The following is a 24,141-nucleotide window of genomic DNA, read 5'->3' on the forward strand; positions in this document are numbered from 1 at the left end:
GGGGGAATTGAGATGGCGGAGGTAAGTAAACAAGCAGAGGGATTTCAGCAAAAGCTAAAGGGAATGGGGAGCGATCGAAAGGTGAAAGAGCTGCCGGACAGTGCCCGGACGGCACAAGAAGCAGCCGATGCGATTGGCTGTGAGATCGCGCAGATTGCAAAATCGATCATTTTTAAATTACAACAATCTGGAGAACCGCTTTTGGTGATTGCTAGTGGTGTCAATCGGATTGACGAGCAGAAAATTGAGCAGCTGGCAGGAGATGCGCCAGGTAAGGCAGATGCAAAATTTGTTCGTGCGCACACAGGCTATGTAATCGGCGGAGTTCCTCCTATGGGACATGCCGAGCCAATTCGTACACTGATTGACGAAGACCTTTTGCAGTATGATACGATCTGGGCGGCCGCCGGGCATCCGAAAGCTGTTTTTGAACTGACGCCTGAGGAGTTAACGCAACTCACCCAAGCAAATGTTGTCCAAGTGTGTTGAAGGAGGTCAGGTTGCCTGTGCGACGATTTCAATCGTTCCTTTCACATGTTTTTTGCTGACACCTAGTAGTAATAATTCAACTCAATTAGGGAAGACTATCCTCTGTATCATGATCTATGAATGAAGGAGGATGTCTGATGGCGAAAAACTATCCGAAACCGAATGATCCTGCGGATAATGTAGAGCGGTTGAAAAAAACTATTGGTAATATGGAAGCAGCCGAGGAAGCGATGTATTTTGCGGAAGGCAAAGAGCGTGCTCAAATTAAAGAGAAAAATGAACGACGTGCAGAAAGCATTGGAGATTTGAAGGATGAAATTGCAGCAGAAAACAAATCCCGGTATAAGAAGTATTGACGCTTCATTTACACAAGTGACCTATAGGTTTAATTGAACAGAGTCTAATCCCGTTGCGATCTGTGCTGCGGGATTTTTGTATGTGCTGACAAGAACTGTGTAGGTTGTCTGTCCAACGCACAACTCAATCTCAATTCGAAATAGTGTCCGGATTGTTCAGCATTGCCTTGGTACTTTCATAATTTAGTTTGCTTAATCGATCTTAGGAGTTGCATATTTCTCAAATCCATATTATATTAGTTGTCGAAGCAATCATTGATGTGTCAAACATTGTTTTGTCAATTAATATAAAATGAGAAGAGGAGCTTTTTCACCATGCAAAAACATCAAAAAACGAATGATTTCAATGAAATATTATCTGGTCGTCGTTCCATTAAAGAATATGATCCTACGGTTAAAATCAGTCATGAAGAAATGAGTGAAATCATCACTCAAGCTTCAAAAGCCCCATCGTCAATTAATATGCAACCTTGGAGATTTCTTGTGATAGACAGTGAGGAAGGAAAAGCAAAGCTCGCCCCTCTTTCCCGATTCAACAAGGACAAGGTCATGAGCTCATCCGCCGTAATCGCTGTATTCGCAGACTTAAATAATTTTGACTATGCTGAAGAAATTTACGGCAAAGCTGTTGAACTTGGATATATGCCTCAGGAAGTTAAAGAATTTCAATTGAATGCTTTTAAACCGATTTATGAAAAGATGTCCGATGAAGAAATGAAAGATACTATTATGCTGGATGCTGGTCTTGTCTCAATGCAACTTATGCTAGTAGCCCGTGCTTACGGATATGATACGAATCCTATCGGTGGTTATGAAAAAGACCAGATTGCTGAGACCTTTGATCTGGAGAAAGAACGTTATATGCCAGTTATGCTAATCACCATCGGTAAAGCCATCAATGAAGGTTTTCAATCGTATCGTCTGCCAGTCGAAACAACTACACACTGTAGATAAGATAGCATCTATTGAATTTAACTCGGTATGTTTTATTGAGTTTTATAATAATTAAATTGGGGTTAGTGATCATTTTGGTTGTATGTTAGATAATTTTGTATTATATTTATTGATAGGTCAATTATTGATGAGTCAATTAACTGGAGATACTCTTATATGTTGACCTCATAAATTATTTGGGAGGTCAATTATGAGATGTTCACTATCAAATCAGGAACAAATCTTACGTCTGCTTAATGGACTTAATAATCAAATTAGCCCTAAATTTGAAAGGTGTACAGGCATTAGCGCATCACGCTATGAATTGCTACACCAGCTTTATGAAACCGAAGAAATTAATCAATCCACCCTACAAAAAGCTGTTAATATCGATAGTGGTGCCATTACTCGTCATCTAAAACAACTTGAGGCAAATGGCATGGTGACAAGACGAAGAAACCCTAGCGATAATCGAGTGATATTTGTTCGCCTTACCGAGGAAGGACGTAAACAAATTGTCGGTTACAAGAAAGAAAAGATTAGTTTTGTAAATCAAATGCTTCATGATTTTAACCCGGAAGAATTAGAATCCTTATCAGATATGCTTAATCGCATGCAAAACAATATCGTTAACTACTAAAAGTAATGAAAAAGAACTGGCTCTTATTATGCATAAGCTTCTAGTTCTATAAATCTAATATAAAGGATGGATAACTATGATTATTATTCACGCAAACCTTCAAGTAAAACCGGATCAAGAACAAGCATTCTTGGAAGAAGTCGAAACACTTCTTTCAGCATCAAGAGCTGAAGAAGGTAACAGTAGCTATGATTTGTTGAAATCGACTGAACAAGATTACCATTATACAATGGTTGAAATTTGGAACGATATCGAAGCTACTACAACCCATAATACAAGTGAGCATTTCACTGCTTTTGTTCAAAAAGCGCAAACTTACTTGGCTGCACCAATGGACCTTAAAGTATTTAGTGGAGAACCTGTAAAAGCATAATTTCTATTATAAATAGCAAACATCCCAAGGAGTTCATTCTTGGGTTTTTGCTTATGCACATTTACATCCACAAGTAATAACATAGGTATTAAAATCTAATGACTAGGCTATTGAGATTGGTTCGTGTTTCAAGTACCGCGCGATCGGTTTTATTCACGGTGTTCCAATGTGTCCTGATGAAATCGACATCGACATCGACTCTCTATATAGAGTTGATAGGGCAAAAAATTGGAGAGGCGTCCGTTATAATTTTTTTCGGCCGCAAGTTTAATTGAACAAAGCTAATCCCGTTGCGACCTATGCTGCGGGTTTTTTGTATGTGCTGACAAGAATGGAGCTAACTATGCTAAACTATCAGAATAATATGTGGTGAATTTATTCGTTTTAGTAGATTTTAATATCCATTGATAACTAGCCAATTCCAAATAGAAAGGAAGAGCGTTATGGAGCCCAAAAGGAAAGTGGAGGTACTTCCTTACTCGTCAATATGGCGAACTGCATTTCAAAAAGAAGCGGCTACATTACGAATGATTTTTGGTTCGGAGCTACTAGAAGTGCATCATATCGGCAGTACAGCAGTGGTTGGATTGTCTGCTAAGCCTGTAATTGACCTATTACTCGTTGTTCGCTCGATTTCACGTGTAGATGAATGGAATGAAGCGATGCGTGGAATTGGGTATGAAGCTAAAGGTGAAAACGGTATTGCAGGAAGATGTTACTTTCAAAAGGGTGGCAATGCGAGGAGTCATCACGTTCACGTCTTTGAAGAAGGAAGTTCTACCATTGCTCGTCATCTTTTGTTTCGAGATTATTTAAGGGTACATCCTGCTCGTGCGTTGGAATATGGAGAGTTGAAAACACGATTAGCAGGACAATTTCCGTATGATATCGAGAAGTATATAGAAGGGAAATCAGATGTAATCCGACGAATTGAGTGTGATGCTGCTCAGTGGTCCCGTGAATGTTAGGTTTTACTAGAAGTGGATGTTGTATTAGCCAGATTCTATTTAGAAAGTGCACTTGTTTATTATGTAACGCAGAACGATTATGCCCTTCTACTGAGTCGAGTGATGTATCAAAAAGCTTTAGTGTAATTTAATTGAAACAATACTAGTGAATAATACATACGTAAAAAGCAATTAGGATAGCGGAATCTCAATAGAAAATTCGATACAAAGTTATACCGAAGCTAGATTGGATGGTTCCTTCAGCGGAATATTTGCTATCTTAAGATAAAGAGAGTCTTTACTTTTTACGGAAAAAGGGGAATGGAAAATGAGAGTGTTAGATGAGACTATACAAAAAATTGGAAAGTTGGATGAGGAGATCATGGAAAGGGCAAGGAAACGGGTAGACAGTTTGATCAAGCCTCCCACTAGCTTAGGAAGACTCGAGGAGATTGCCGTACAATTAGCAGGCATCACTAAAGAACTTACCCCTTCAGTCGATCAGAAAGCGATTATAACGATGGCTGCTGATCATGGTGTATACGATGAGGGCATTTCAAGTAATCCTCAAGAGATCACGTTCGCCCAAACTCTACTCTTTCAAAAAGGTTTGACAGGGGTGTGTGCAATAGGTAGGGTTTCAGGGGCGAAAATTATAGCAGTAGATATTGGAATTAAAGGGGAACTCCCTGAAGTTGCAGGCGTGGTCAAAAGGAAAATTAAACATGGAACAGATAATATGGTGAAAGGTCCTGCAATGACTAGAGAGGAAGCGATCCAATCGATCGAGGTTGGCATAGAGATGGCCAATCAGGAAGCGAGAAATGGAATCCGTTTGATTGGAACAGGCGAGATGGGGATTGGCAACACCACTCCGAGTACGGCTATTTTGTCTGTTTTAAAAAATTGCGATCCGTTAGAAATTACCGGAAAAGGGGCAGGTGTGGGACCAGGAGGAATTGAGCACAAAGCAGCGGTCATTAGGAAAGCCATTACGAAAAATAAGCCAAATCCGAATGATGGAATCGATGTTCTGGCAAAGGTTGGCGGGTTGGAAATCGGTGGCATGGCAGGTGTGATGCTGGGGGCAGCAGCGAATCGGATACCTGTCGTGATAGATGGTTATATTTCAACAGTGGCGGCCTTGATTGCAGTGTCTATTGAACCTAACGCCAAGCAATATTTCATAGCCTCCCATGCATCTGCAGAACTAGGTGGGCGACTGGCAAGCGAGCTATTAGGAATTGAACCGATGTTAACAATGGATATGTGTCTGGGGGAAGGTTCTGGAGCAGCTTTAGCCTTCCCGATTATTGAGGCGGCTGTTAGCATGATGAAACATATGGCAACTTTTGCGGAAGTGGGCATGGAAATTTAGTTTCTATCTTTCGTTCATAACCGATATTGTCCACATTAGGACGTAGAGAAGCCTATATTTGAAAATAGATAGGAAAGAAATGGAATTAGGATGAATCCATAACGGTGAAGTTTCTATTGTTATATAGCCGATTTCTATTTAATAGTTTGACGAACTTGTCTTCAGTACGTGACTTCATTTCAAATCTTATATTATTGCTAGTAAAGGATTGCGCTGGAATATGAGGATGACTTTTGGGGATTTTAAGATGAGTTTCAGTCAGATTATGTTGAATGTCTGTGACATGGTGCAGTCCTGTCATATTGAAAAGGAGAAAAAATGATGAACTATGACATCCGACACGTAAGTAAAGGAAATAGAAGAGAGATGTTAGCCTTACGTGTTGCAAAAAATCAGCGGGCCTTTATCGAAACTATAGAAGAATGCTTAGCGGAGGCCGAGCAATGGAAGGAATTTCGGCCAGTCGGTTTGTATGTCGATAACGTGCCTGTTGGCTTTGCGATGTATGGCTCCTTGAAGGATAGCCAGGGAGGCCACAATCTTTGGATAGATCGAATGCTAATTGATGAGCAGTTTCAAAGTAGGGGATTTGGCCGTATGTTTATGGAGCTGCTAATTGAACGGGTGCTGAAGGAATATGGAGAGCAACCGATTCACTTGAGTGTTTACAAAGAGAATCGAGGTGCAGTTCACTTGTATGAAACACTCGGTTTCGTATTCATCGGTGAATATGATACAGCTGGTGAAGAGATTATGCGGAAGGGGTAGTAATGAGAGCTGGGATAGAATTTCTTACTGAACCGTTAATGGAACGAAGAGAGAAGGGGAGCTATGAGATCCATCTATCTACTCGTAATCATAGGCTTGGTGTCCGTATTAACTGCCTGCCAATCAAAAGAAGCAGAGCAATTCATCAAGCAGGAAAGCACAGTGGAAGAAGCACAGCAACTAGTCGAGGAAGCGATGCGAGATAAGGGGCTGACCGTGTCAGTAGGAAAAGTGCAGTATGACAATATCGGAAAGTCTATAGATACAAGCAGAGTTGTGGTCGATTATGAAACGAAGCATGATCCCGTTTACAAAGGACGCGCGTTTTTACATGTGGATGAGGAAGCGAAGCCTAGAAGGTTTGCCGGTGTGGATCATTTAGGCTTGGAGCGCACGGAAGGTCTTATGACACTCGGCGATGTTTTAATGGAGAGAATCTCAAACGCAGCCCATCAATCTTCAGTACCTAAAGTGGACAAAGTCATGAAGGAAATCCCTGGATTGAGCTGGGAAGAAAGCGAAAAGATTGTCTTTAACCAAGTAGGTTATGATCAGGAAATGTTTCCTGAACTCTTACGTTTGTACGGAGAAAATCGACTGGAAAATCCATCAGAAGGGGAAGCAAAAGAATGGATGGAACAGTTTAAGGGGCGTTCAGATAATGACGAATCTGAAATGTGGTTACCTTTTGAATACTCTGGTGAAATGACGAATGCTCAGTTCGAAACAATTTTGGAGCAATTTAGCGGTCTTGAAGATTTATGGGAAGGACCGCTATACGTTCGTATTACGGCAGATCGATTCGATAAGTCCGAGGACCCCATCTACAATAAGTATTCAAATGGAATGGGATCGAATGTGTTCATTGGGGGATTTGAGTGATGATTTGCATGCTAGCGCGCTACATGCAAGCACCAAAACTCAGGAGGGGAACTCCATCAAAAACACGTGGATAAATACAATTAAAAGCAACCTTCCTACGCTGGAAAAAGGCGCGGGAAGGTTGCTTGTTTTTCTCATAAAGATGCACAGAAAGGAGCCGAAGTTTGTTTATTGGCGGATGCAGTTCTCAAGTAACTTCTGAAAGAAGAAAGTTTCACGAACCACCTTAACGTAGCTAAATTGAATCACAAAGCTCCATTTATATGAATCAACCTCGTTAATTCAACAGTGTTGGGACTGTGCGGTATCCCGTGATACTTAGGATTTAAGCTCCCAACACTAAGGTGGCCAACATATATACGGATGATACGATGGTGATAATTGCAATCAGTAATTTTAACTGTGGTATTGGAACTTTGTTTGCAATACGTGTGCCTGTCAAGATACCGATAACGGTGCCAAGCAAGCTGGCAACAATTAGTATGGCGGTTGAGTCCAAGTTGGCACGGGAGAAGTATCCAGCCATGGAAGGGATAGCGATAATGACAGAGTTCAGAAGACCCACGCCGACCGCCACTCTAATATTGACTCCAAGACTTGCTAGCAACGGGACTAATAATATCGGTCCGCCAGCTCCCGTCAGAGCACAAATGACTGCTGTCAAAAAACCAAGCAGCATTACGAAAAGGCGATGATCTAACAGAGATGAACGTTTTTGTTCAGCCTCGCCTTTGTTTTTCTTTAACAGAATAGATAATCCCGCCAGTAAAACGAACAGATAGAGGAAGAGCTTTACTAGGAAATCGGAAGTTAGGACATTGATTTGAACACCCAAAAAAGCTCCAGGAAGGCTTCCGATACTTAAAAATAGGGCAAGTTTCAAATCCATTTGTTTCATCTTCCAATAAGAGTAGGATCCGAGTACACCCGAAACGGCAAACGCCAAAAAACTTAGCGCAAGAGAGTCATGTACAGGCATGTGTAAAAAACCAACGTAAATTAGTGGCAATAGGAAACCGGCAATCCCGGATATCCCTAAAAAGACGCCAATCACCAAGTTGGCCAGTAAGACGATACAAAAAAGAAAAATGGACATAAGTTAAACCTCGATTATTCTTACCCCTAGTAAAGGACTGAAAGCACCTGTGCACCGCACAACTCAGACACTAATGGGAATTATTTTCAATCTTTGTGGTGCACAGGTAATGTCTGGTCTAAAAAAAGACTACTTAGTACGATATATGAGCTGCACAACGCCTGAGGAAAATACATTTGTATCCATTAGTTGTAAAGGTAATCGTTGCGTAAGATCTTCGAACAATGGTTTTCCTTCTCCCAGCGCAATCGGGTGTATAGATAATCTGAATTCGTCAACGAGCCCCTGGTCTATGAATGTTGAAATTAGACCAGCTCCGCCATACAGCCATATGTCTTTACCTGGCTGAGCTTTTAACTCGCTGATTACTTCAGAGATGTTTTCGTTTATAAGAATAACTCCCTGTTCGATTTCGTTTTTTGTTGTGGAAAATACATACTTTTTCTTAGCGTGTATCAAATCCCATAGTTCGCTTTCTTCCTGATTTTGAGGTTGATAGTGTCCCCACAAATCATAGCTTTTCCTGCCGTAAAGAATCGTGTCGATCTGATTCAAAAATCATTGAACTCCATTTCAGCATCCATGATGCACCAATCAGTTTCGCCATTCTTTCCTTCAATAAATCCATCTAGTGTGACGGCTAAGTCTAAAATGACTTTTCGCTGCTTTTTAAAATTCTGCATTGTGTATTCTCCTCTATAGATAATCGATAGTAGTGATTTGCTGTGAAAATTGAGCTCACTCCCTGTAAATTACACATAGAGTAGGACTAGTTACAATTAATCATAAATGACTGCTTTCCCTTGTTCACGCAATGTGTTCAAGGCTGTCAGCATCCGGCTGATCTCTTCATCGGAATGGCGTTCCCATTTACCCAGTACTGCTATTATTTTCAACGGGGATTTAGAGCGGTATGAACGTGTTGGATTGCCGGGGAATCGTTTGTCCGTCACGTTTGGGTCATCTTCAAAGGCACCTGTTGGTTCGACAACGTAAATTCGTTCCTGGGATCCGGACGTGGCCAATTCAGCACCCCATTTGGCGGCATCCAAGGTTGCGGTGAAGTAGATATGGTTGGATTTTTTGTCTTGGTAATTCGAGAGGTGCTGCGGCTTCAAGAAGTCCCCGATTTGCAGTTCTGCTTTCGTGCCATGAAAGAAAGGGCCCTTCTCCTGTAACGTAGTTTTGTTGTCCATTCAACTACACTCCCTCTATTGCAGATTTGTATGTATCAGTATAGGGCAGTAGGTATTAGAATAACAGTCTATAAGTGATTTTTCGGTTGTGGTATAATGGAAGCAAAGGGGGGCTCTCTGACTGCAAAGGAGCTTTCCCTATGCAATATTCGTGTATGATTAAGACACTTTCCGATTTATTGGAAAGTGTTTTTTATGGTACTGCATTATTCGAAATCAGATGATAAGATTGAGAAGGAAATAGTTCTCAAACAATGATTTTATTCAGGTTGATTGCCCAGTAGCATAACAAGTGAAGAAAAACGTTGTGAGAAACTATCAGAGATCGGGGATGTAGCATGACAATAAGAAGTTTATGGGTAGCTGTGATCACTTTCAGTGTTCTGGAATTGGTTGCAATTCCAGTGTTATTGGTAGTTCCAAATAAGCTCTATCAAGCTGTAGATGGCGTCTTAATCATTGCTTTCATCGTATATCCGCTATTTTATCTGCTCTCCCTTTTAATGTTGAAAAAGGGAACTAAAAAAATGGGGACAGTCATTTTGCTCATTCCATTGCTCCTATACACCCCTATCTTGATGGTTCTCCAGGAACTGATTCGATAATCCGCTATTCATGTCGTTTATAAGGGCATATAACTTATTAGTGAGGTGTAAATATGCAAAATGTGATTCCGGCGTTCCGTATTACAGACTATACAAAAAGTATCTCGTTTTACGTAGACGATATGGGTTTTAAAATCGACTGGGTGCATCAATTTGAACCCGGGTTTCCTATATTTGTCCAGATTACTAAGGATGAAATGACAATGTATTTAACTGAACATACTGGAGACTGCCAAATTGGTGGATTAATTCACTTATTTGTTCCTAATGTTGACAACTGGTACAACGAATTAAAAAGTAAAAAGGATATATGCATTACTAGCCCTCCAAATGAGGATCTTGAAGGCCTCCGTATGATGACAGTGGTAGATCCTGATGGAAATCAATTACGCATATGTACTCGTTTATAAACCCATCTGAACTAGTAATCTCATCCATTATTCAGAATGGTTATCTAATAAATAGGCGGACCCAACAAGTCATATTTCGTGACTTGTTGGGTCCGCCTTTGTTTACATCTTCTTATTCACCGCAAAGCTCTTCTGCGATATTTACAAAGTAATTTACCCCATACTGCAAAGCAGTCTCCTCAATCTTGAATTTCGGATGATGAAGGGGATAGGCTTTGCCAAAGTCTTCGTTATGAACACCGATGAATTGCATGGAGGCAGGAACTACTTCTGAATATGCAGCAAAGTCCTCAGCGCCAAACATCGGCTCTGGCAAATCGATCACGTTCTCTTCTCCGACTAATTTAGCTGCGGCACGACGTGTGATTTCCGTTGCTTCTGAGTCGTTATGAACTGCGGAACATCCGAGATCCCATTTGATTTCAGCGGTTGCACCATGTGTGTTTGCGATTCCGTTTACCACTTGGTCTAAGTATTCTCGAGCTTGTACTCGAACGACTGCATCGTGTGAACGAATCGTTCCACCGAATGATGCACTTTCTTCAATGACATTCAACGAGTTTCCACAATTGAACTTTGTCACAGTGATGACAGGAGCCTGCAAGATCGGCAATTTACGAGAGACGATCAGCTGAATATTCGTGACAATCTCTGCCCCGATAATGAGTGGATCAATAGCGAGTTCAGGAGTAGAGGCATGACCACCACGTCCGATAATTTTCACTTCAAAGTCATCTCCCGCTGCATTCATCTTACCCGCACGCATCGAGAACTTACCTGCATTTTCATAAGGATAGACATGCAAGGCAAAGACATAATCGACGCCTTCCATGACGCCATGCTCGACTAGTTCTTGAGCTCCGCCTGGTGTTACTTCTTCTGCATGCTGGAAGATGAAACGGATTTCTCCGCTGAATTCATCGCGTCTTTCCGACAACACTTTCGCCGCGCCCATCAGCATAGAAGCATGGGCATCATGACCACAAGCGTGCATCACTCCTGGTGTTTTGGATTGGAAGTCGATATCTGCCTCTTCATGGATAGGTAACGCATCGATATCTGCACGGAAAGCGATTGTGCGAGATGTTTCAGCAGAAGGTTTTCCACCTTTCAATACGGCATAGACACTCGTTTTTGTCGGTCTCGTCACCGTGAGTCCTGGAAACCCGGAAACTGTCTTATAGATATAGTCCGAAGTTTTATACTCGTGATGGGATAGTTCTGCATTTTCATGTAAATGGTGTCTCCATGAAATAACTTCTTTTTGCAATGCGTCTAGATTCAAAACCAATTGTAAAACCTCCCAATTATTTTAAAATGGTCCGTAGTTAGTGGCTTGTGCAATGATGAGGAAAATAATTGTAATCCCGACTTGAATAAGTACATATGGGAATACCCATTTGACCCATTGAGTGAACGGAATTCCAGCAATAGCGAGTCCTGCTAATAAAACTCCGCTCGTTGGAATAATGGTATTTGAGATTCCATCCCCCATCTGGAAAGCAAATACTGCAGTTTGTCTTGTAACGCCGATCAGGTCAGCGAGTGGTGTCATCAGTGGCATCGTTAGAGCTGCTTGACCGCTTCCAGAAGGGACGATGAAGTTGATGACTAACTGCATAAAGAACATTCCGATCGCATTGATAGATGCAGGCAATTGACCAACTAATCCAGCTGAAAAATACAAAATCGTATCCAGTAAGCCACCGTCTTTCGTAACGACCAGAATCGTTTGAGCGATCCCGATAATTAAGGCCCCAGCGACCATTTCTCGTGCTCCTGATACGAAACCATCTGCCATCTTATTCATAGATAACTTTCCGATAATCCCCATAATAATCGCACTGAAAAGGAAGATACCACCGATTTCACTAATGTACCATCCGAATTTAATGACACCTACGACTAACGCGATGAAGTTCGCAAGTAGGACAAGTAAGGCAAGTAAATGTCTTTTACTCATTTTAAAGTCCATATCGATGGCTACTTGATCTTTCGGATCGAACTTGCCATATATGCCTGCTGCAGGATTTTTCTTAACTTTCATAGCATGTCTATAGATGTAGACAACTGTTAGTAGATAGAACACAATGAAAATCGCAATGCGTAATCCCATTCCCGAATAGATCGGGAGTTCAGCAATGCTTTGTGCAACAGCAACGTTAAATGGATTCGTGATGCCTGTTACAAATCCGGTAGCCATCGTACCGAGCATCACAATTGCGAAGCCAGTTAATGCATCCATCCGCAGCGCCATCGTCATCGGAACGATAATGGCAATATAGACGAGTGTATCTTCAGCCGAGCCAATTAACGTACCAAGTAACGCGAAAATTAGAACCAATAATGGAATGAGGACGATTTCACGTTTCCCGAATCGTGCTGCGACTACCTTGATGAATGAATCAATCGCCCCTGTTGCTTGCATAATTCCAAGTGCACCACCAAAGAGGAACACAAACAAAATAATATGCGAGCCTTCCATTAAACCTAAATGCACACTATTAAACATTTGAAGGAGTCCAACTGGTGTTCTATCGACAAATTCAAATGAGTTCGCATCCACAAGTGTTCGACCATCTTGTTCAATTCGATCATAATGGCCAGCAGGCACGATATATGTGAGTACGGTCATAATTACAATGACAATGAACATGAGCGCAAATGCATTAATCCCTTTCGCTGGTGTTTCCTGTTCTTGATGGTTCAAGTAGTCTTTTGTTGGCTTTGTCATAATATCCCCCCCAGGATAACGAGTATGGAAAATGAAGTGAACCTATTTTATTATCAATTTTTTAAGATAACAGGTAGTACTTGAATTGCATGTACTCTATTAAAGTGTCGTTATTTAGAGAACGGCATCTAACGCACTTCCTTCATTCATATACTGTCTTTTTGTGGAAGCGCTTCCACGTGTGATTAGACAAATTCGTGGGGCTAATGCCACCACGTTACAGACAAGAAAATCCTATACTATCTCTAAAACTCCGATCATCTTTGATTTCCTCTAGTTGGACTCAAAGTGTATTGAATTTTGATGCCCCTTGTTTAGTGCTCTACAAAAACGCAAGTCCACTGTGTATACATCTACGAGCAATAATTTACCTCAACTCCTTTTTCCGTACAGCGGAAACTGTTTCCGATGAAAGGAAATTTGTTATATAGAATATATGCTGAATCTAGTGCGCTGTCAATATATTTCGAAAAATTAATCATTATTTATTCTACTGACGATTGAAAATATATAGAGACTCTTCAAATTCAAGTAGGGGAAAGGATATAGGATTTCATATAATAGAGATTTTCTAGTGGTTCTCAATGTGTTATAAAACAGGTAAGGACTGTAAAAATGGTCATTATACAAGATCGTTTTTATCACCTTAACTTCAGCTTTTGTTCAGTACCCATCCTGACTCGCGGTTGTAAATGATCTAAGAGTTTTATAGTTATCTTAAAAGATGAGGATGAATTGATGTGAAGGTTTATTACATGAAAATTGAATCTTTAAAGGATACGAATCGTATAAAATCGTAAGAAGTCTTGACGGATTATGAGTACTCGATGGAAAGGGGACCAAGCCAATGGGATTTAAACCAAAAATAGATAAGGAGTTTCTTTTGTTCATCGGTAGTTGCATGTTGGTAATCGGCATTGCGACATGGTGGCCACTGTTTCTAGAAGGGGGAACCGATTGGCCAGTTATTTTGACACTTGCCGTTGTGTTTCTGTTCAGTGTTGGTGTAATTGCATGGTGCAGTTTTGCTGTTCGCTATGTTTTTCATCCCGATTATTTGTTGGTACAAGGTGGACCATTCCGAAGTAAAATTCCTTATGAAACCATTACGACTGTAGGAACTACCCGTGATATCTATACAGGCTACAGGTTGCTGTCTTCTGTAGATGCTCTTGAATTGTTTTACACACATGCGTTACTCGGCAGTGTGAAAATTTCACCGCGAGACAAAGATGCATTTTTACAAGAACTTCTAGCTCGTAATCCAAGAGTAAAGGTATTGGAAACCAATAAATGAGGGAGAAACAAAGGGGTTCGGCATATGCCTGAGCTCTTTTTGTTTTCGAATTATTTGCTGATTGAAGCTTCTCACTATAGAAAGCAATTCCTTCACAGGCTACAATGTGGTTAACTATATTGTAAAAGCTCAAGGTGAAACATTGGTAATTGTTGGATGCTTGAGGAGTAGAAAAAAGCTGAGGTGAAAACACATCTATGACTATACAGATTAAGCAAAGATTATTGAATAAGGTAGACCAGAAAGAATTTATCATTGGAGTGGCTTCAGGTTCAGGTAAATCAGCAAAATCTACAGTGGCTGGCGGAGGAGATATGATATTAGCGTTAAACTCCGGTCGCTTTAGACAAATGGGAGTCAGCTCACTAGCAGGCTATCTTCCTTATTTAAATTGCAACAAACTAGTAATGGAGTTTGGTTCTAGGGAAATACTCCCTATCGCAAAAGGGTTTCCTGTTGTTTTTGGACTGTGTGCAACCGATCCGTTGATCAATTTAGAACTGTACATTCAAGAAATTAAAACAAAGGGGTTTACAGGGATTAATAATTATCCTTCTGTAGGAATGATAGACGGGATGTTTAGAGAGGCATTGGAGGAGCAAGGGATATCGTATGAAACGGAAGTAAGTGCGATAAAAATCGCCCATGAGCAAGGGCTGTTTACAATTGCATTTGTATTTGATAAAGAGCAAGCGAGACAGATGTTGGATGCTGGAGCTGATGTTATTTGTGCTCATCTAGGTTTTACAAAGGGCGGGATGCTAGGCGCAAAGAAGGCACTTAGCTTAGTAGAAGGAGCAAAAGTGGTCAATGAAATCTTTAGCGTTTGCAATCACGAAGATCGTCAAGTCATTAAAATGATTTATGGAGGGCCAGTTTCTACCCCAACAGATGTGAAATATATGCAAGATAACACGGCAACGATGGGATATATCGGAGGATCTTCTTTTGAAAGGATTCCTACAGAACAAGCTTTGTCCTCGACAATTAGAAAGTTTAAGAACGTAGGACAAAAAGGAGCGGATGAATTTTTAGTAAAGATGTTAGAAGGGGCTGAAAAACACTATGAGTATGCAGAATTTGTAAAGGAATATATCTCAGTAAACTATATGACGAAAATCTCACTAGAGGATTTGGCGCAGCTCTTACATATTTCAAGACCCTATTTAAGTAAAGTGTTTAAACAGGAAGTCGGTTGTTCGTATAGTAATTATTTGATTGAGTATAGAATGCATAAATCCATTGAATTTATGAGCCAGACCTGTTTCCAGCTAGCTGAAATTGCAAACATGACAGGGTTTAGCGATTACGCACATTTTAGTAAGGCTTTTAAAAAGTATGCAGGACAATCTCCCCGAGAATATGTAGAAAGATTACAAGAACACATGAAATGAGTACCATTTAACATATACGGTTGTTGGAATCGGGTGTATTCTAACAGTAGGATGTATAATATTCAGATTATTTAATTGTTGTAGATAAATTTGGCACTGCAACTCGTATTTTGTTTTTCAGATTGAACAATTACTTTTTTCTACGGGGGAGATTGTTTTGAAGAAAACTGTTTTGTTGATAGGAACCCTTGATACTAAAGGGGATGAATATGAGTATGTTCGCGATTTGATAGCTTTAAAAGGATTTGAAGTAGTTTTAATTGATGGAGGTGTAGTAGGTGTGCCTACAGTTACGCCTACATTTAGTGCCGAAGTGGTAGCTGATTTAGGTGGGAATACTTTAACAGCTTTACGGGGCCAACATGATCGTGGTTTAGCTATGAAAGTTATGTCAAAAGGTATTGCGAAATTAGTTGACCGGTTATGTTTGGAGCGTGATGTAGTTGGTGTCATGGGAATGGGCGGATCTGGTGGAACAGCGCTAATTACACATACTATGAGACAACTACCGATCGGGATGCCGAAATTGATGGTTTCAACAGTTGCTTCGGGTGACGTGCACCCTTACGTTGGAACGAAAGACATTACAATGATGTATTCCGTTGTGGACGTTGCTGGTTTGAACAAAATTTCTCGACGAATTCTAGGAAATGCCGCTGGGGCACTAATTGGTATGATTGAACAAGAGATTCCGGAGGTTGAAGACAAGCCAATCATCGCTGCAAGTATGTTTGGAGTTACGACGACTTGTATAGAAAATCTCAAGAAACATATTGAAGAGAACGGATTTGAATTATTAGTATTCCACGCAACAGGTAGCGGTGGACAAGCAATGGAGTCTCTCATTAGTGATGGATTCATCAAAGCTGTAGCGGATGTGACGACCACTGAACTATGTGATGAGTTAGTAGGTGGTGTACTTTCTGCAGGTCCTCATCGACTAGAAGCGGCGGCACGTCAAGGCATTCCTCAAGTGGTTTCTTGTGGTGCGCTAGATATGGTGAACTTTGGGGCAATGAATACCGTTCCTTCCAAGTTTGCAAATCGTACTTTATATGAGCACAATGCTAATGTCACACTGATGAGAACGACCGCTGAAGAGTGTGCTGAACTCGGGAAGATACTAAGTGAAAAGTTAAACGAAACGACTGGACCGACTACTTTGTTCTTACCATTAAAAGGTGTCAGTGCGATAGATGGAGAAGGCCAATTGTTCGATTCTCCTGAAGCCACGGAAGCATTGTTCACATCGATTAGAAAACATCTAAATCAAAATGTTGTAGAACTCATTGAGCTGGATCGACACATTAATGATCCAGAATTTGCAGCAGCTATGGCGACACATTTATTAAGCAAATTGAATGAATAACATGGAGAAATGAGGGCTTGCAAATGACACTAACTATACGAGAAGTAGCATTAGAAAAACTTCGCAAACAAATTTCACAAGGGAATCCGATTATCGGTTCAGGAGCGGGTACAGGAATCACTGCGAAGTTCGCAGAAAAAGGTGGTACGGATTTAATCATCATCTACAACTCAGGTAGATACCGTATGGCTGGTCGCGGTAGTTTAGCGGGGCTAATGCCTTATGGGGATGCCAATGCGATTGTTATGGACATGGGCTCTGAAGTTCTTCCAATCGTAAAAGAAACGCCAGTACTTGCAGGTGTTTGTGGAACGGATCCATTCAGAATTATGCCTAATTTCCTCCGTCAGTTAAAAGATATGGGATTCCATGGAGTCCAAAACTTTCCAACTGTCGGCTTAATTGACGGGACGTTCCGAACAAATCTAGAAGAAACGGGAATGGGCTATGATCTAGAAGTTGAAATGATTCGTGAAGCACATGAATTAGGAATGCTAACGTGTCCTTATGTATTTACACCTGAGCAAGCTGTCGCGATGACGAAAGCCGGTGCAGATGTCCTGGTTCCACACATGGGTCTTACAACTAAGGGAAGTATCGGTGCGCAAAGTAATTTGACTCTTGAGGAGTCAGCTAAAAAAGTACAAGAAATGCGTGATGCTGCTGTCGCGATTAATCCGGATATTATCGTATTGTGTCATGGTGGACCAATCGCAGAACCGGAAGACGCACAGTACATTTTTGAGCATACAGAAGGCATTGCAGGGTTCTTCGGCGCAAGCAGTATTGAGCGACTTCCAACTGAGGTGGCTATTGAAAAACAAGCCCGTAAGTTTAAAGATTTATCGATTTAAAAGATTTTTGACAATGCTCCTTCAATAAGTTATTTCTCTTTGTTTTAAGAATTTAAAATACATGTTTTGGAGGAATTAAAATGACTGAAGTAAAAGAGCAAGCAGGATTGAGATACATAAATCCAGAGGATGTTGAAACTCAAGAATTTGAGTGGGGAACACTTAAATGGATGAGTGAACCACGTGTGACGAACGCGGAGAAGTTTAGTATGGGTATCGTTATTTTGCATCCTGGTAAAGGTCATGACCGTCATAATCACCCTGAAGAAGAAGAGGTTCTTTACGTGATCTCTGGTGAAGGTGAGCAAACTGTGAATGACGGTGCACCGACGAAAATCACTGCAGGAATGTGTGTTCACATACCGACGGGAGCATTCCATTCTACAATTAATACGGGTTGGGAACCACTAAAACTAATGGCCATATACAGCCCACATGGACCAGAAATGGTTCTTCGTGCAGATCCAAATTGTAAGGTGCTTGCCCCTGGAATTCTTCCAGGTAATTAAGTCGGAATTTAGGATCAGAATCAATCCTGTGTGGGAAACTCTCCTTTTGGCTAACACACTCGTGATTGTTTGGTTAGCAGACAAAATGTGAAAATCAGTTGTTAATTGTCTAGGGAGGAAAAGACAATGCAAAATCTAGAATCTTTTTTTGACCATAAGTTTAACGGAGTAACATTGCAACCCCCGTTATTCAATTCATGGGATAATGCCATTCGATTTGACATATTAAATCCTTTATTGACCAACAAGGATTCCAATGATTTGGAAGACGCTTTTCAACGTTCCACTACATTGTATGACGAGATATTTCGGGATGAAGATGAACTACTTGTAATAGCGGACGTTCGGACAACTGAGGATCACTTGTTTCTTGAAGAACCGTTAAAAGTATACCGAAGTTATATTAAACAACAGGACGTCTTAGATAAATTGAGGCATGAACTGATACCGGATGTTTGCAACGAAGAAGGGGAACAGTTGGTAGTCCATCGATTCACCTTAGGTTGCAAAAAAAAGGACATTCGATATGAAATCATATTGCGAGAAATTTGCTATAAAGACTTTGGGGAGGTCATGATACAGTTAGAGCAGAAGCCTCAAAGTAGTATTGAGTTTTATTTTATAAATTTGACGCGCGGCATTATTTATCACTTATATGATGGGCCGGGCTGTGACATTTTAGCGTTAAAGAAAGAAGAGATTCAATTTTTATATGAGAGTTACAATGATTGGATTAGTGAAGAGGAACGTAATCAGATAGACTCTGTTTTTGCAAATTCGGAAAGTATACGTTTAAAGTGAGAATGATCATTGAGCCAATTACTTTATAGTAATTGGTTCAGACTGTAGACAAAAGGGATGGGAATCGTGTTGATTTCCATCCCTTTTGTCTTTTTGCACCGTTGACTCTGAAAATGAAGGATAACAGGCCGTTGATTTCCGTTCCGGACGGGCGCTTTCTGGGGGCTTGCCCTCAGCCTCCTCGTTGCTTCGTGTCTGCGGGGTCTTCGCGCTGCGCTGATCCCCAGGAGTCGCCGTCCTGCACTTCAATCAACTGAATATGCTAAGACACATTCACATCATTCAAGCAAACAATGCAATAGTGAGGCACCATGTCCAGCTAACAAGACTAACAAGACTAACTAGATGTAACAGAAGAATTGAGACACCGATGTGAAATCAAAGAAGTCTATGGGAATGCAAAGAAACAGTTGAACGCATCTTTGTCGATGTAAAGGAGAAACATGGTATGCGATGAACAACCAAAAGAGGGCTTAGGCTATTGAATGAATGACAATTTATAGAGAACAACAGGTTTTATGCTCGGTCCTCCGAATAGGGAATATAGATCTACAACCAATGGATAAATGAAGGGAAAATCAATTACTGCATCTAATTTACGGACCAGATGGTCTTGCGGGACTAACAGTTCGATCGTAAGCATTTCCATCTGTTCCCGTTCATTAACTTGATACTTCGTCATCATTTCCATCAGCTCATTTGATAGTTGGGAGATATTGTTGATTGTAGCGGAGAGCGGCGACTCCGGGGGGGAGAGAAAGCTGTGACGAATAACAGCTTTTTCGAGTAAAAGTGAAGCGTTAGGAGCACGTGTTTTCGAAGACTCTGGACTGAGCAAAGCTAGGGAGATGAGTACTGCCTTAATTTTAGCAAAGTTCGCCAAAATACGGCCATTCGAACTCTTCGTCGTTCGATTGGCTGAGAGCAAGCCCCTCGAAAAGCGTCCGCACGCAGCGGAAATCAACTTTTCATAGTTAAATCTATTGTAAAAAAATAGACTGTAGACCTACCTCGTGATTGCAAGAGTTTGTCTTTAGTCTCTCCAATTACTTTAAAGTAATTGGTATTTCTTCTTTGAAATATTGAAATACGCAATGAAAACTTATTTGAAGCTAGAGTTTTCGTATGAAGCGATTACAGGTAGAACTTCTGAATGTTATATATTCAAGGTAATGGCTGTTTTATCGGTGAATACTCTTGAACTGCTTTCCTTCTTTTTTGAAGCCTACATTAAGTAGTCTAAGACCGATTTCGTGGTATACTGCTGAACGTTAAATATGTCTTCAGAACGGAGTGGGCAAGGATGACGAGAAAAATCATAATGAATTTGGCGATGAGCCTTGATGGATATATTGCGGATGACAATGGGGGATTCGACTGGATTGGTGGGGACGGCCATAGTGAGCTGGATACATCGGATCAGTTCAGTTTCTCAGACTTTTTAGAACAAGTCGATACGGTTGTAATGGGACGAAAATCGTTCGAGGATTCTACACTCGATATGGTGGCACAGCACAAGATTATCGTTGTGACTTCTTTAGATAAAGAGGACCAAGGAAATGTGCAATTTGTCAAAGGGGACATTGTATCGCACGTCCAAGATCTTCAGCAGGACGAAGGAAAAGATATTTGGCTCTTCGGTGGTAGCCAGCTGACAAACGCCTTTTTGAAAGCAGGCATCGTTGATGAATTCATCATCGGCATCGTTCCAATGATTCTTGGAGCTGGAACCCGTCTGTTCGAAGAAAACGATCGAACGATTCCATTACAGCTTGAGGAATACTCAGTCAATGAAGGACTTCCTATTTTACGGTATACGAAAAGAGCATAATATGATAAGTGGCCCTTGGGAGTGCAGTATTTGCAACTCCAAGGGGCATTTTTGTTTTAGGCATTGGATTGGAGAACTGATATTTCAGATCTGTTTTTGAATGATTTACTCACTAGCAACTACTTTCCACACTTACCAAGCTGTGTATAACATTTCCTTATATCAAATGATAGATATTTCAGATTATACTTCTTGGGATTTGCCACGTATACTACTTGGCAAAGGGCATGAAGTCATGCCAATAGATTATATGATTAGATGGAGTTGTATGAAGGTTCATGGTTGCATCTTTTATCTAAGGAGTTGGAGTACATGCATTTCAGAAAAGCGACAGAAAATGATATCCCAAGTATTGTCGCCTTGCTAGCGGATGATGAATTAGGATCTGCGCGTGAAAGTACAGAAGATTACGTGGTAAACGATTATGTGGAAGCATTTGCAGAAATGGAAGCCCAATCTGGAAACCAACTCATTTTAGCAATTGATGATCAAAAAGTGGTTGGCTGTCTTCAGCTAACCCTCATTCCTGGTTTAGCTAGAAGAGGGTTGAAACGGGCACAAATCGAAGGGGTGCGAGTTGATAGACGTTATCGCAGTCAAGGGGTTGGTCAAGCCTTGTTTGAACGAGCGATTTCCATTGCAAAGTCTGAGGGTGCTGGTCTTGTCCAATTGACGACCGACAAACAGCGCGTAGATGCTCATCGTTTTTATGAAAGACTTGGATTTATCTCAAGTCACGAAGGTATGAAGTTGATTTTTTAAAAAATGTTGCCACTATAGATGATTGATGTCTAAAGTTTTGTCGTATTGAGCTTTGTTATAGCTCACAGATTCAGGAAAAATAGAAGAGAACGGCGGTGTGTTGCATGGCGTTTAACTGCGGAGCAACTGGTGATATGAAAATTATCCCTTACGATGAAACCTATTACACTGCGATCCATGCGATGTATCTTGAAGAAGGCTGGATGAATCTTGCTGAAAATTATACGCAAACTCAGGGAGCCTGGAGAAATTCAACCATTGCATTCATTGCAGTTACGAAAGATGATGAACTGGTAGCATGTGTGAGAGGTTTTACGGATACTCTTGTGACCACTTTTATTTGTGAAATGCTCGTAGAGAAGAAATTTCGTGGACACGGAATAGGTAAAGAAATACTGTATTATGTACATAGACTGTATCCAAGTACACGGATTGAAATGCTAGCAACTGAAGCATCGCACTCGTTTTACCAAAAAGAAGGATATCGCTCGTTCTATGGATTCAGGAAGTCATTTTAATTTACTCCTACAGAGAGTAAGAACAATCTCTTAAAATCTTTGCATCGTGATCATGTAAAAACAGGAACAGAATAGGCCATCTGTAAGAATATCCTTTATAGTACACAAGGAGCAAAAAGACACTTTCCAACTCTATGGAAGGTGTCTTTTTGTCGTTTTATAGCAACATTTAGCAAACTAACGCTCTTATTTTTTCTTATTAGTCAGTCAATTATACCAACTCATTTATGCACTAAATTACCAGTGTTTCTATAAATGAAAGCCCTTAGGAAGCATAGTAATTTACTAATAATTTCGATAAAGTGAAAGGGCTTACAAGAATAAGGAGAGGATGAAGTAGATGGTGAAATCGAAAAAGAAGTTCTTAACTGCGGTACTCGTTTGTACGTTAGCAAGTGGACTTGTTTTTGCTGAAACAGCTGGGGCCCATGGGAATTCGATTCCTAATAAGTCATGGAATAATCCAGGTTACGGAGCACCGATTCTACATCCAGGTTCAGTGAGAGGTGCGGGAATGAGACAGGAGCCTATTCAAGAAATTGATGAAGTCCTTAACAATGCAATTGAAGAAAACACGACCCCCGGGGCTGTTGTCCTTGTAGCACGCAGTGGACATATTGTGAAACAGCAAGCTTATGGCGATGCTGCTCGTTATGTGGACGACTCTTACACGGAAATGGAAAATCCTGTGACAATGCAAAACAACACCATTTTTGACGTCGCTTCAATTAGCAAAATTTTCACGACAGTAGCAGCTATGAAATTGTATGAAAAGGGAGCTATTCAACTAGATGCTCCTGTAGCACAATACATTCCTGAGTTCGCTGCAAATGGAAAAGAAACAGTGACGATACGACAGTTAATGACTCATACATCCGGATTCACCGCGTGGATTCCACTCCATTCACAAGGGGAAACACGGGAAGACAGATTGCAGCTTGTATATGCTCAACCATTAAAAGCTCAACCAGGGAGCAGCTATACCTATAGCGATCTGAACATGATTACGTTAGGAGCAGTTGTTGAAAAACTGTCCGGAAAACGCTTGGATCAGTTTGTGAAAGACGAAATTACTAAACCACTTGGTATGAAAGACACGATGTACAATCCACCTGTATCGCTTAAGAATCGGATTGCTGCGACAGAATTCCAACCTGAGATTGGTAGAGGACTCGTTTGGGGTGAAGTCCATGACGAGAATGCGTGGTCACTAGACGGTGTTGCAGGTCACGCTGGAGTTTTCTCCACAGCTAAAGATTTAGGGATATTTGCACATATGATTCTGAACGAAGGACGATATGGCGGCAAACGAATCCTTAAGCCTAAAACGGTTCAATTATTGAGTGAAAATCAGATTCCAGAATTTAAGGGGGATGATCATGGACTCGGATGGGAATTGAACCAAGGGTGGTATATGGATGCACTCTCAGATCCTTCATCAGCAGGGCACACCGGATTTACAGGAACAAGTATCGTGATTAACAAGAAAAACCAAACAATCGCGATTCTGCTAACCAATCGTGTTCATCCTACCAGAAATACAATTTCATTGAACTCTGTTCGAAGAGACTTCGTTCGACGTGTGGCAGATGCAATTCCAGCGCCTCTTCCTAGACGAACAGACGCTTGGTTTTCTGGATACGGGGACAAGCTGAATCGGAACTTACTTGTGGATGCAAAAGAAGAAGTCAACGAATTATCATTTAACACTTGGTATGAGCTAGAAAAAGACTCTGACTTTGGAGTAATTGAAGTATCTAATGACGGTGTCGTTTGGACTGAAGTAGGAGCCCGCCTCACAGGGACGAACAACAAATGGAGTAATTTGACGGTTGCCCTCCCTGACGGAACAAAGCATGTTCGTTTCCGTTATGAGACAGATACATCTGTTAACGGACGGGGATGGTACGTAGGAGATATTAAAATGAACGGGAAACTTGTCAAACCAATTGCAGATTCAACGGATTGGGAAAATCGAAACTATTAAAGGAGAGATCTG

General features: G+C 40.9%; 25 protein-coding genes and 2 pseudogenes. 21 read left to right on the top strand and 6 right to left on the bottom strand.

Going from position 1 to position 24,141, the window contains the following annotated elements:
* Window positions 1–12: 12 nt before the first annotated feature.
* From ACR65F_RS06700 to ACR65F_RS06740, 9 genes are all read left to right on the top strand, one after another.
* Window positions 13–489, top strand: a complete 477-nt coding sequence (locus ACR65F_RS06700) for a YbaK/EbsC family protein (protein ID WP_440503744.1) — start codon at window positions 13–15, stop codon at window positions 487–489.
* 137 nt (window positions 490–626) lie between these two features.
* Complete coding sequence (locus tag ACR65F_RS06705) at window positions 627–845, top strand: small, acid-soluble spore protein tlp (RefSeq protein WP_039043767.1); 219 nt, start codon at window positions 627–629, stop codon at window positions 843–845.
* A gap of 315 nt (window positions 846–1,160) precedes the next feature.
* The gene (locus tag ACR65F_RS06710; RefSeq protein ID WP_440503745.1) at window positions 1,161–1,799 is read left to right on the top strand and encodes a nitroreductase family protein; all 639 of its coding nucleotides are present in this window, start codon (window positions 1,161–1,163) and stop codon (window positions 1,797–1,799) included.
* 190 nt (window positions 1,800–1,989) lie between these two features.
* Window positions 1,990–2,418, top strand: a complete 429-nt coding sequence (locus ACR65F_RS06715; protein ID WP_440503746.1) for a MarR family winged helix-turn-helix transcriptional regulator — start codon at window positions 1,990–1,992, stop codon at window positions 2,416–2,418.
* Window positions 2,419–2,494: 76 nt separating this feature from the next.
* On the top strand, window positions 2,495–2,791 hold the full coding sequence (locus ACR65F_RS06720) for a putative quinol monooxygenase (protein ID WP_440503747.1): 297 nt from the start codon (window positions 2,495–2,497) through the stop codon (window positions 2,789–2,791).
* A 443-nt stretch (window positions 2,792–3,234) separates the two neighbouring features.
* Window positions 3,235–3,759 carry a GrpB family protein gene (locus tag ACR65F_RS06725; protein ID WP_440503748.1) on the top strand — a complete coding sequence of 175 codons (525 nt, stop codon included), beginning with the start codon at window positions 3,235–3,237 and terminating at the stop codon, window positions 3,757–3,759.
* A 307-nt stretch (window positions 3,760–4,066) separates the two neighbouring features.
* Window positions 4,067–5,116, top strand: coding sequence for a nicotinate-nucleotide--dimethylbenzimidazole phosphoribosyltransferase (cobT, locus tag ACR65F_RS06730; RefSeq protein ID WP_440503750.1), 1,050 nt, complete (start codon window positions 4,067–4,069; stop codon window positions 5,114–5,116).
* Between the two features lie 318 nt (window positions 5,117–5,434).
* The gene (locus ACR65F_RS06735; RefSeq protein ID WP_440503751.1) at window positions 5,435–5,884 is read left to right on the top strand and encodes a GNAT family N-acetyltransferase; all 450 of its coding nucleotides are present in this window, start codon (window positions 5,435–5,437) and stop codon (window positions 5,882–5,884) included.
* 63 nt (window positions 5,885–5,947) lie between these two features.
* A complete protein-coding gene (locus ACR65F_RS06740; RefSeq protein ID WP_440503752.1) occupies window positions 5,948–6,766 on the top strand; it encodes a hypothetical protein in 819 nt (272 codons plus the stop codon).
* Between the two features lie 325 nt (window positions 6,767–7,091).
* Here ACR65F_RS06740 and ACR65F_RS06745 read toward each other — a convergent pair whose 3' ends face one another.
* The 3 genes and pseudogenes from ACR65F_RS06745 to arr all read right to left on the bottom strand — a co-directional run bounded on the left by ACR65F_RS06745 (window position 7,092) and on the right by arr (window position 9,058).
* Complete coding sequence (locus ACR65F_RS06745) at window positions 7,092–7,862, bottom strand: sulfite exporter TauE/SafE family protein (RefSeq protein WP_440503753.1); 771 nt, start codon at window positions 7,860–7,862, stop codon at window positions 7,092–7,094.
* Between the two features lie 129 nt (window positions 7,863–7,991).
* Window positions 7,992–8,545: pseudogene (locus tag ACR65F_RS06750) on the bottom strand (dihydrofolate reductase family protein).
* Window positions 8,546–8,641: 96 nt separating this feature from the next.
* Window positions 8,642–9,058 carry an NAD(+)--rifampin ADP-ribosyltransferase gene (gene arr, locus ACR65F_RS06755; RefSeq protein WP_440503754.1) on the bottom strand — a complete coding sequence of 139 codons (417 nt, stop codon included), beginning with the start codon at window positions 9,056–9,058 and terminating at the stop codon, window positions 8,642–8,644.
* Window positions 9,059–9,396: 338 nt separating this feature from the next.
* On the opposite strand from arr, the gene ACR65F_RS06760 reads away from it, so the two are divergent.
* Window positions 9,397–9,663 carry a hypothetical protein gene (locus ACR65F_RS06760; protein WP_440503755.1) on the top strand — a complete coding sequence of 89 codons (267 nt, stop codon included), beginning with the start codon at window positions 9,397–9,399 and terminating at the stop codon, window positions 9,661–9,663.
* 53 nt (window positions 9,664–9,716) lie between these two features.
* A complete protein-coding gene (locus ACR65F_RS06765) occupies window positions 9,717–10,073 on the top strand; it encodes a glyoxalase superfamily protein (protein ID WP_440503757.1) in 357 nt (118 codons plus the stop codon).
* Between the two features lie 112 nt (window positions 10,074–10,185).
* Here the strand turns inward: ACR65F_RS06765 and ACR65F_RS06770 are convergent, their stop codons facing one another.
* A complete protein-coding gene (locus ACR65F_RS06770) occupies window positions 10,186–11,364 on the bottom strand; it encodes a M20 metallopeptidase family protein (RefSeq protein ID WP_440503758.1) in 1,179 nt (392 codons plus the stop codon).
* 21 nt (window positions 11,365–11,385) lie between these two features.
* Entirely contained in the window at window positions 11,386–12,807 is a 1,422-nt protein-coding gene (locus tag ACR65F_RS06775; protein ID WP_440503759.1) for a YfcC family protein, read from the bottom strand.
* Window positions 12,808–13,654: 847 nt separating this feature from the next.
* Between ACR65F_RS06775 and ACR65F_RS06780 the strand changes: the two genes are divergently transcribed.
* The 6 genes from ACR65F_RS06780 to ACR65F_RS06805 all read left to right on the top strand — a co-directional run bounded on the left by ACR65F_RS06780 (window position 13,655) and on the right by ACR65F_RS06805 (window position 19,031).
* Window positions 13,655–14,104, top strand: a complete 450-nt coding sequence (locus ACR65F_RS06780) for a PH domain-containing protein (RefSeq protein WP_440503760.1) — start codon at window positions 13,655–13,657, stop codon at window positions 14,102–14,104.
* Between the two features lie 197 nt (window positions 14,105–14,301).
* Window positions 14,302–15,498, top strand: coding sequence for a phosphoenolpyruvate hydrolase family protein (locus tag ACR65F_RS06785; protein ID WP_440503761.1), 1,197 nt, complete (start codon window positions 14,302–14,304; stop codon window positions 15,496–15,498).
* 157 nt (window positions 15,499–15,655) lie between these two features.
* The gene (locus tag ACR65F_RS06790) at window positions 15,656–16,867 is read left to right on the top strand and encodes a Tm-1-like ATP-binding domain-containing protein (protein ID WP_440503762.1); all 1,212 of its coding nucleotides are present in this window, start codon (window positions 15,656–15,658) and stop codon (window positions 16,865–16,867) included.
* A 23-nt stretch (window positions 16,868–16,890) separates the two neighbouring features.
* A complete protein-coding gene (locus ACR65F_RS06795) occupies window positions 16,891–17,721 on the top strand; it encodes a phosphoenolpyruvate hydrolase family protein (protein ID WP_440503763.1) in 831 nt (276 codons plus the stop codon).
* An 80-nt stretch (window positions 17,722–17,801) separates the two neighbouring features.
* On the top strand, window positions 17,802–18,230 hold the full coding sequence (locus tag ACR65F_RS06800; protein WP_440503764.1) for a cupin domain-containing protein: 429 nt from the start codon (window positions 17,802–17,804) through the stop codon (window positions 18,228–18,230).
* Window positions 18,231–18,356: 126 nt separating this feature from the next.
* A complete protein-coding gene (locus ACR65F_RS06805; protein WP_440503765.1) occupies window positions 18,357–19,031 on the top strand; it encodes a DUF3885 domain-containing protein in 675 nt (224 codons plus the stop codon).
* A 481-nt stretch (window positions 19,032–19,512) separates the two neighbouring features.
* Here ACR65F_RS06805 and ACR65F_RS06810 read toward each other — a convergent pair.
* Window positions 19,513–19,716, bottom strand: a pseudogene (locus tag ACR65F_RS06810) (transposase); the annotation flags it as partial.
* Between the two features lie 618 nt (window positions 19,717–20,334).
* On the opposite strand from ACR65F_RS06810, the gene ACR65F_RS06815 reads away from it, so the two are divergent.
* The 4 genes from ACR65F_RS06815 to ACR65F_RS06830 all read left to right on the top strand — a co-directional run bounded on the left by ACR65F_RS06815 (window position 20,335) and on the right by ACR65F_RS06830 (window position 24,129).
* Window positions 20,335–20,862: a dihydrofolate reductase family protein gene (locus ACR65F_RS06815; RefSeq protein WP_039043744.1), complete on the top strand. Its 528-nt coding sequence runs from the start codon at window positions 20,335–20,337 to the stop codon at window positions 20,860–20,862.
* Window positions 20,863–21,174: 312 nt separating this feature from the next.
* Window positions 21,175–21,624, top strand: a complete 450-nt coding sequence (locus tag ACR65F_RS06820) for a GNAT family N-acetyltransferase (protein WP_039043743.1) — start codon at window positions 21,175–21,177, stop codon at window positions 21,622–21,624.
* 104 nt (window positions 21,625–21,728) lie between these two features.
* Window positions 21,729–22,142 (top strand): GNAT family N-acetyltransferase, encoded by a 414-nt coding sequence (locus ACR65F_RS06825; RefSeq protein ID WP_052245950.1) that lies wholly within the window; start codon window positions 21,729–21,731, stop codon window positions 22,140–22,142.
* Window positions 22,143–22,482: 340 nt separating this feature from the next.
* Window positions 22,483–24,129 carry a serine hydrolase domain-containing protein gene (locus ACR65F_RS06830; protein WP_440503766.1) on the top strand — a complete coding sequence of 549 codons (1,647 nt, stop codon included), beginning with the start codon at window positions 22,483–22,485 and terminating at the stop codon, window positions 24,127–24,129.
* The last annotated feature ends 12 nt before the right edge of the window (window positions 24,130–24,141 follow it).

It is taken from the genome of Sporosarcina sp. SAFN-010 (genome assembly GCF_059415065.1).

Bases quoted from the DNA above. Each gene is read 5' to 3' on its own strand.
- ACR65F_RS06705 (WP_039043767.1), top strand. From the start codon at position 627: ATGGCGAAAAACTATCCGAAACCGAATGATCCTGCGGATAATGTAGAG.
- ACR65F_RS06830 (WP_440503766.1), top strand. From the start codon at position 22,483: ATGGTGAAATCGAAAAAGAAGTTCTTAACTGCGGTACTCGTTTGTACG.
- ACR65F_RS06825 (WP_052245950.1), top strand. From the start codon at position 21,729: ATGGCGTTTAACTGCGGAGCAACTGGTGATATGAAAATTATCCCTTAC.
- ACR65F_RS06740 (WP_440503752.1), top strand. From the start codon at position 5,948: ATGAGATCCATCTATCTACTCGTAATCATAGGCTTGGTGTCCGTATTA.
- cobT (WP_440503750.1), top strand. From the start codon at position 4,067: ATGAGAGTGTTAGATGAGACTATACAAAAAATTGGAAAGTTGGATGAG.
- ACR65F_RS06745 (WP_440503753.1), bottom strand. From the start codon at position 7,862: ATGTCCATTTTTCTTTTTTGTATCGTCTTACTGGCCAACTTGGTGATT.
- ACR65F_RS06765 (WP_440503757.1), top strand. From the start codon at position 9,717: ATGCAAAATGTGATTCCGGCGTTCCGTATTACAGACTATACAAAAAGT.
- ACR65F_RS06710 (WP_440503745.1), top strand. From the start codon at position 1,161: ATGCAAAAACATCAAAAAACGAATGATTTCAATGAAATATTATCTGGT.
- arr (WP_440503754.1), bottom strand. From the start codon at position 9,058: ATGGACAACAAAACTACGTTACAGGAGAAGGGCCCTTTCTTTCATGGC.
- ACR65F_RS06715 (WP_440503746.1), top strand. From the start codon at position 1,990: ATGAGATGTTCACTATCAAATCAGGAACAAATCTTACGTCTGCTTAAT.
- ACR65F_RS06735 (WP_440503751.1), top strand. From the start codon at position 5,435: ATGATGAACTATGACATCCGACACGTAAGTAAAGGAAATAGAAGAGAG.
- ACR65F_RS06820 (WP_039043743.1), top strand. From the start codon at position 21,175: ATGCATTTCAGAAAAGCGACAGAAAATGATATCCCAAGTATTGTCGCC.
- ACR65F_RS06800 (WP_440503764.1), top strand. From the start codon at position 17,802: ATGACTGAAGTAAAAGAGCAAGCAGGATTGAGATACATAAATCCAGAG.
- ACR65F_RS06725 (WP_440503748.1), top strand. From the start codon at position 3,235: ATGGAGCCCAAAAGGAAAGTGGAGGTACTTCCTTACTCGTCAATATGG.
- ACR65F_RS06720 (WP_440503747.1), top strand. From the start codon at position 2,495: ATGATTATTATTCACGCAAACCTTCAAGTAAAACCGGATCAAGAACAA.
- ACR65F_RS06795 (WP_440503763.1), top strand. From the start codon at position 16,891: ATGACACTAACTATACGAGAAGTAGCATTAGAAAAACTTCGCAAACAA.
- ACR65F_RS06760 (WP_440503755.1), top strand. From the start codon at position 9,397: ATGACAATAAGAAGTTTATGGGTAGCTGTGATCACTTTCAGTGTTCTG.
- ACR65F_RS06805 (WP_440503765.1), top strand. From the start codon at position 18,357: ATGCAAAATCTAGAATCTTTTTTTGACCATAAGTTTAACGGAGTAACA.
- ACR65F_RS06700 (WP_440503744.1), top strand. From the start codon at position 13: ATGGCGGAGGTAAGTAAACAAGCAGAGGGATTTCAGCAAAAGCTAAAG.
- ACR65F_RS06780 (WP_440503760.1), top strand. From the start codon at position 13,655: ATGGGATTTAAACCAAAAATAGATAAGGAGTTTCTTTTGTTCATCGGT.
- ACR65F_RS06775 (WP_440503759.1), bottom strand. From the start codon at position 12,807: ATGACAAAGCCAACAAAAGACTACTTGAACCATCAAGAACAGGAAACA.
- ACR65F_RS06815 (WP_039043744.1), top strand. From the start codon at position 20,335: ATGACGAGAAAAATCATAATGAATTTGGCGATGAGCCTTGATGGATAT.
- ACR65F_RS06785 (WP_440503761.1), top strand. From the start codon at position 14,302: ATGACTATACAGATTAAGCAAAGATTATTGAATAAGGTAGACCAGAAA.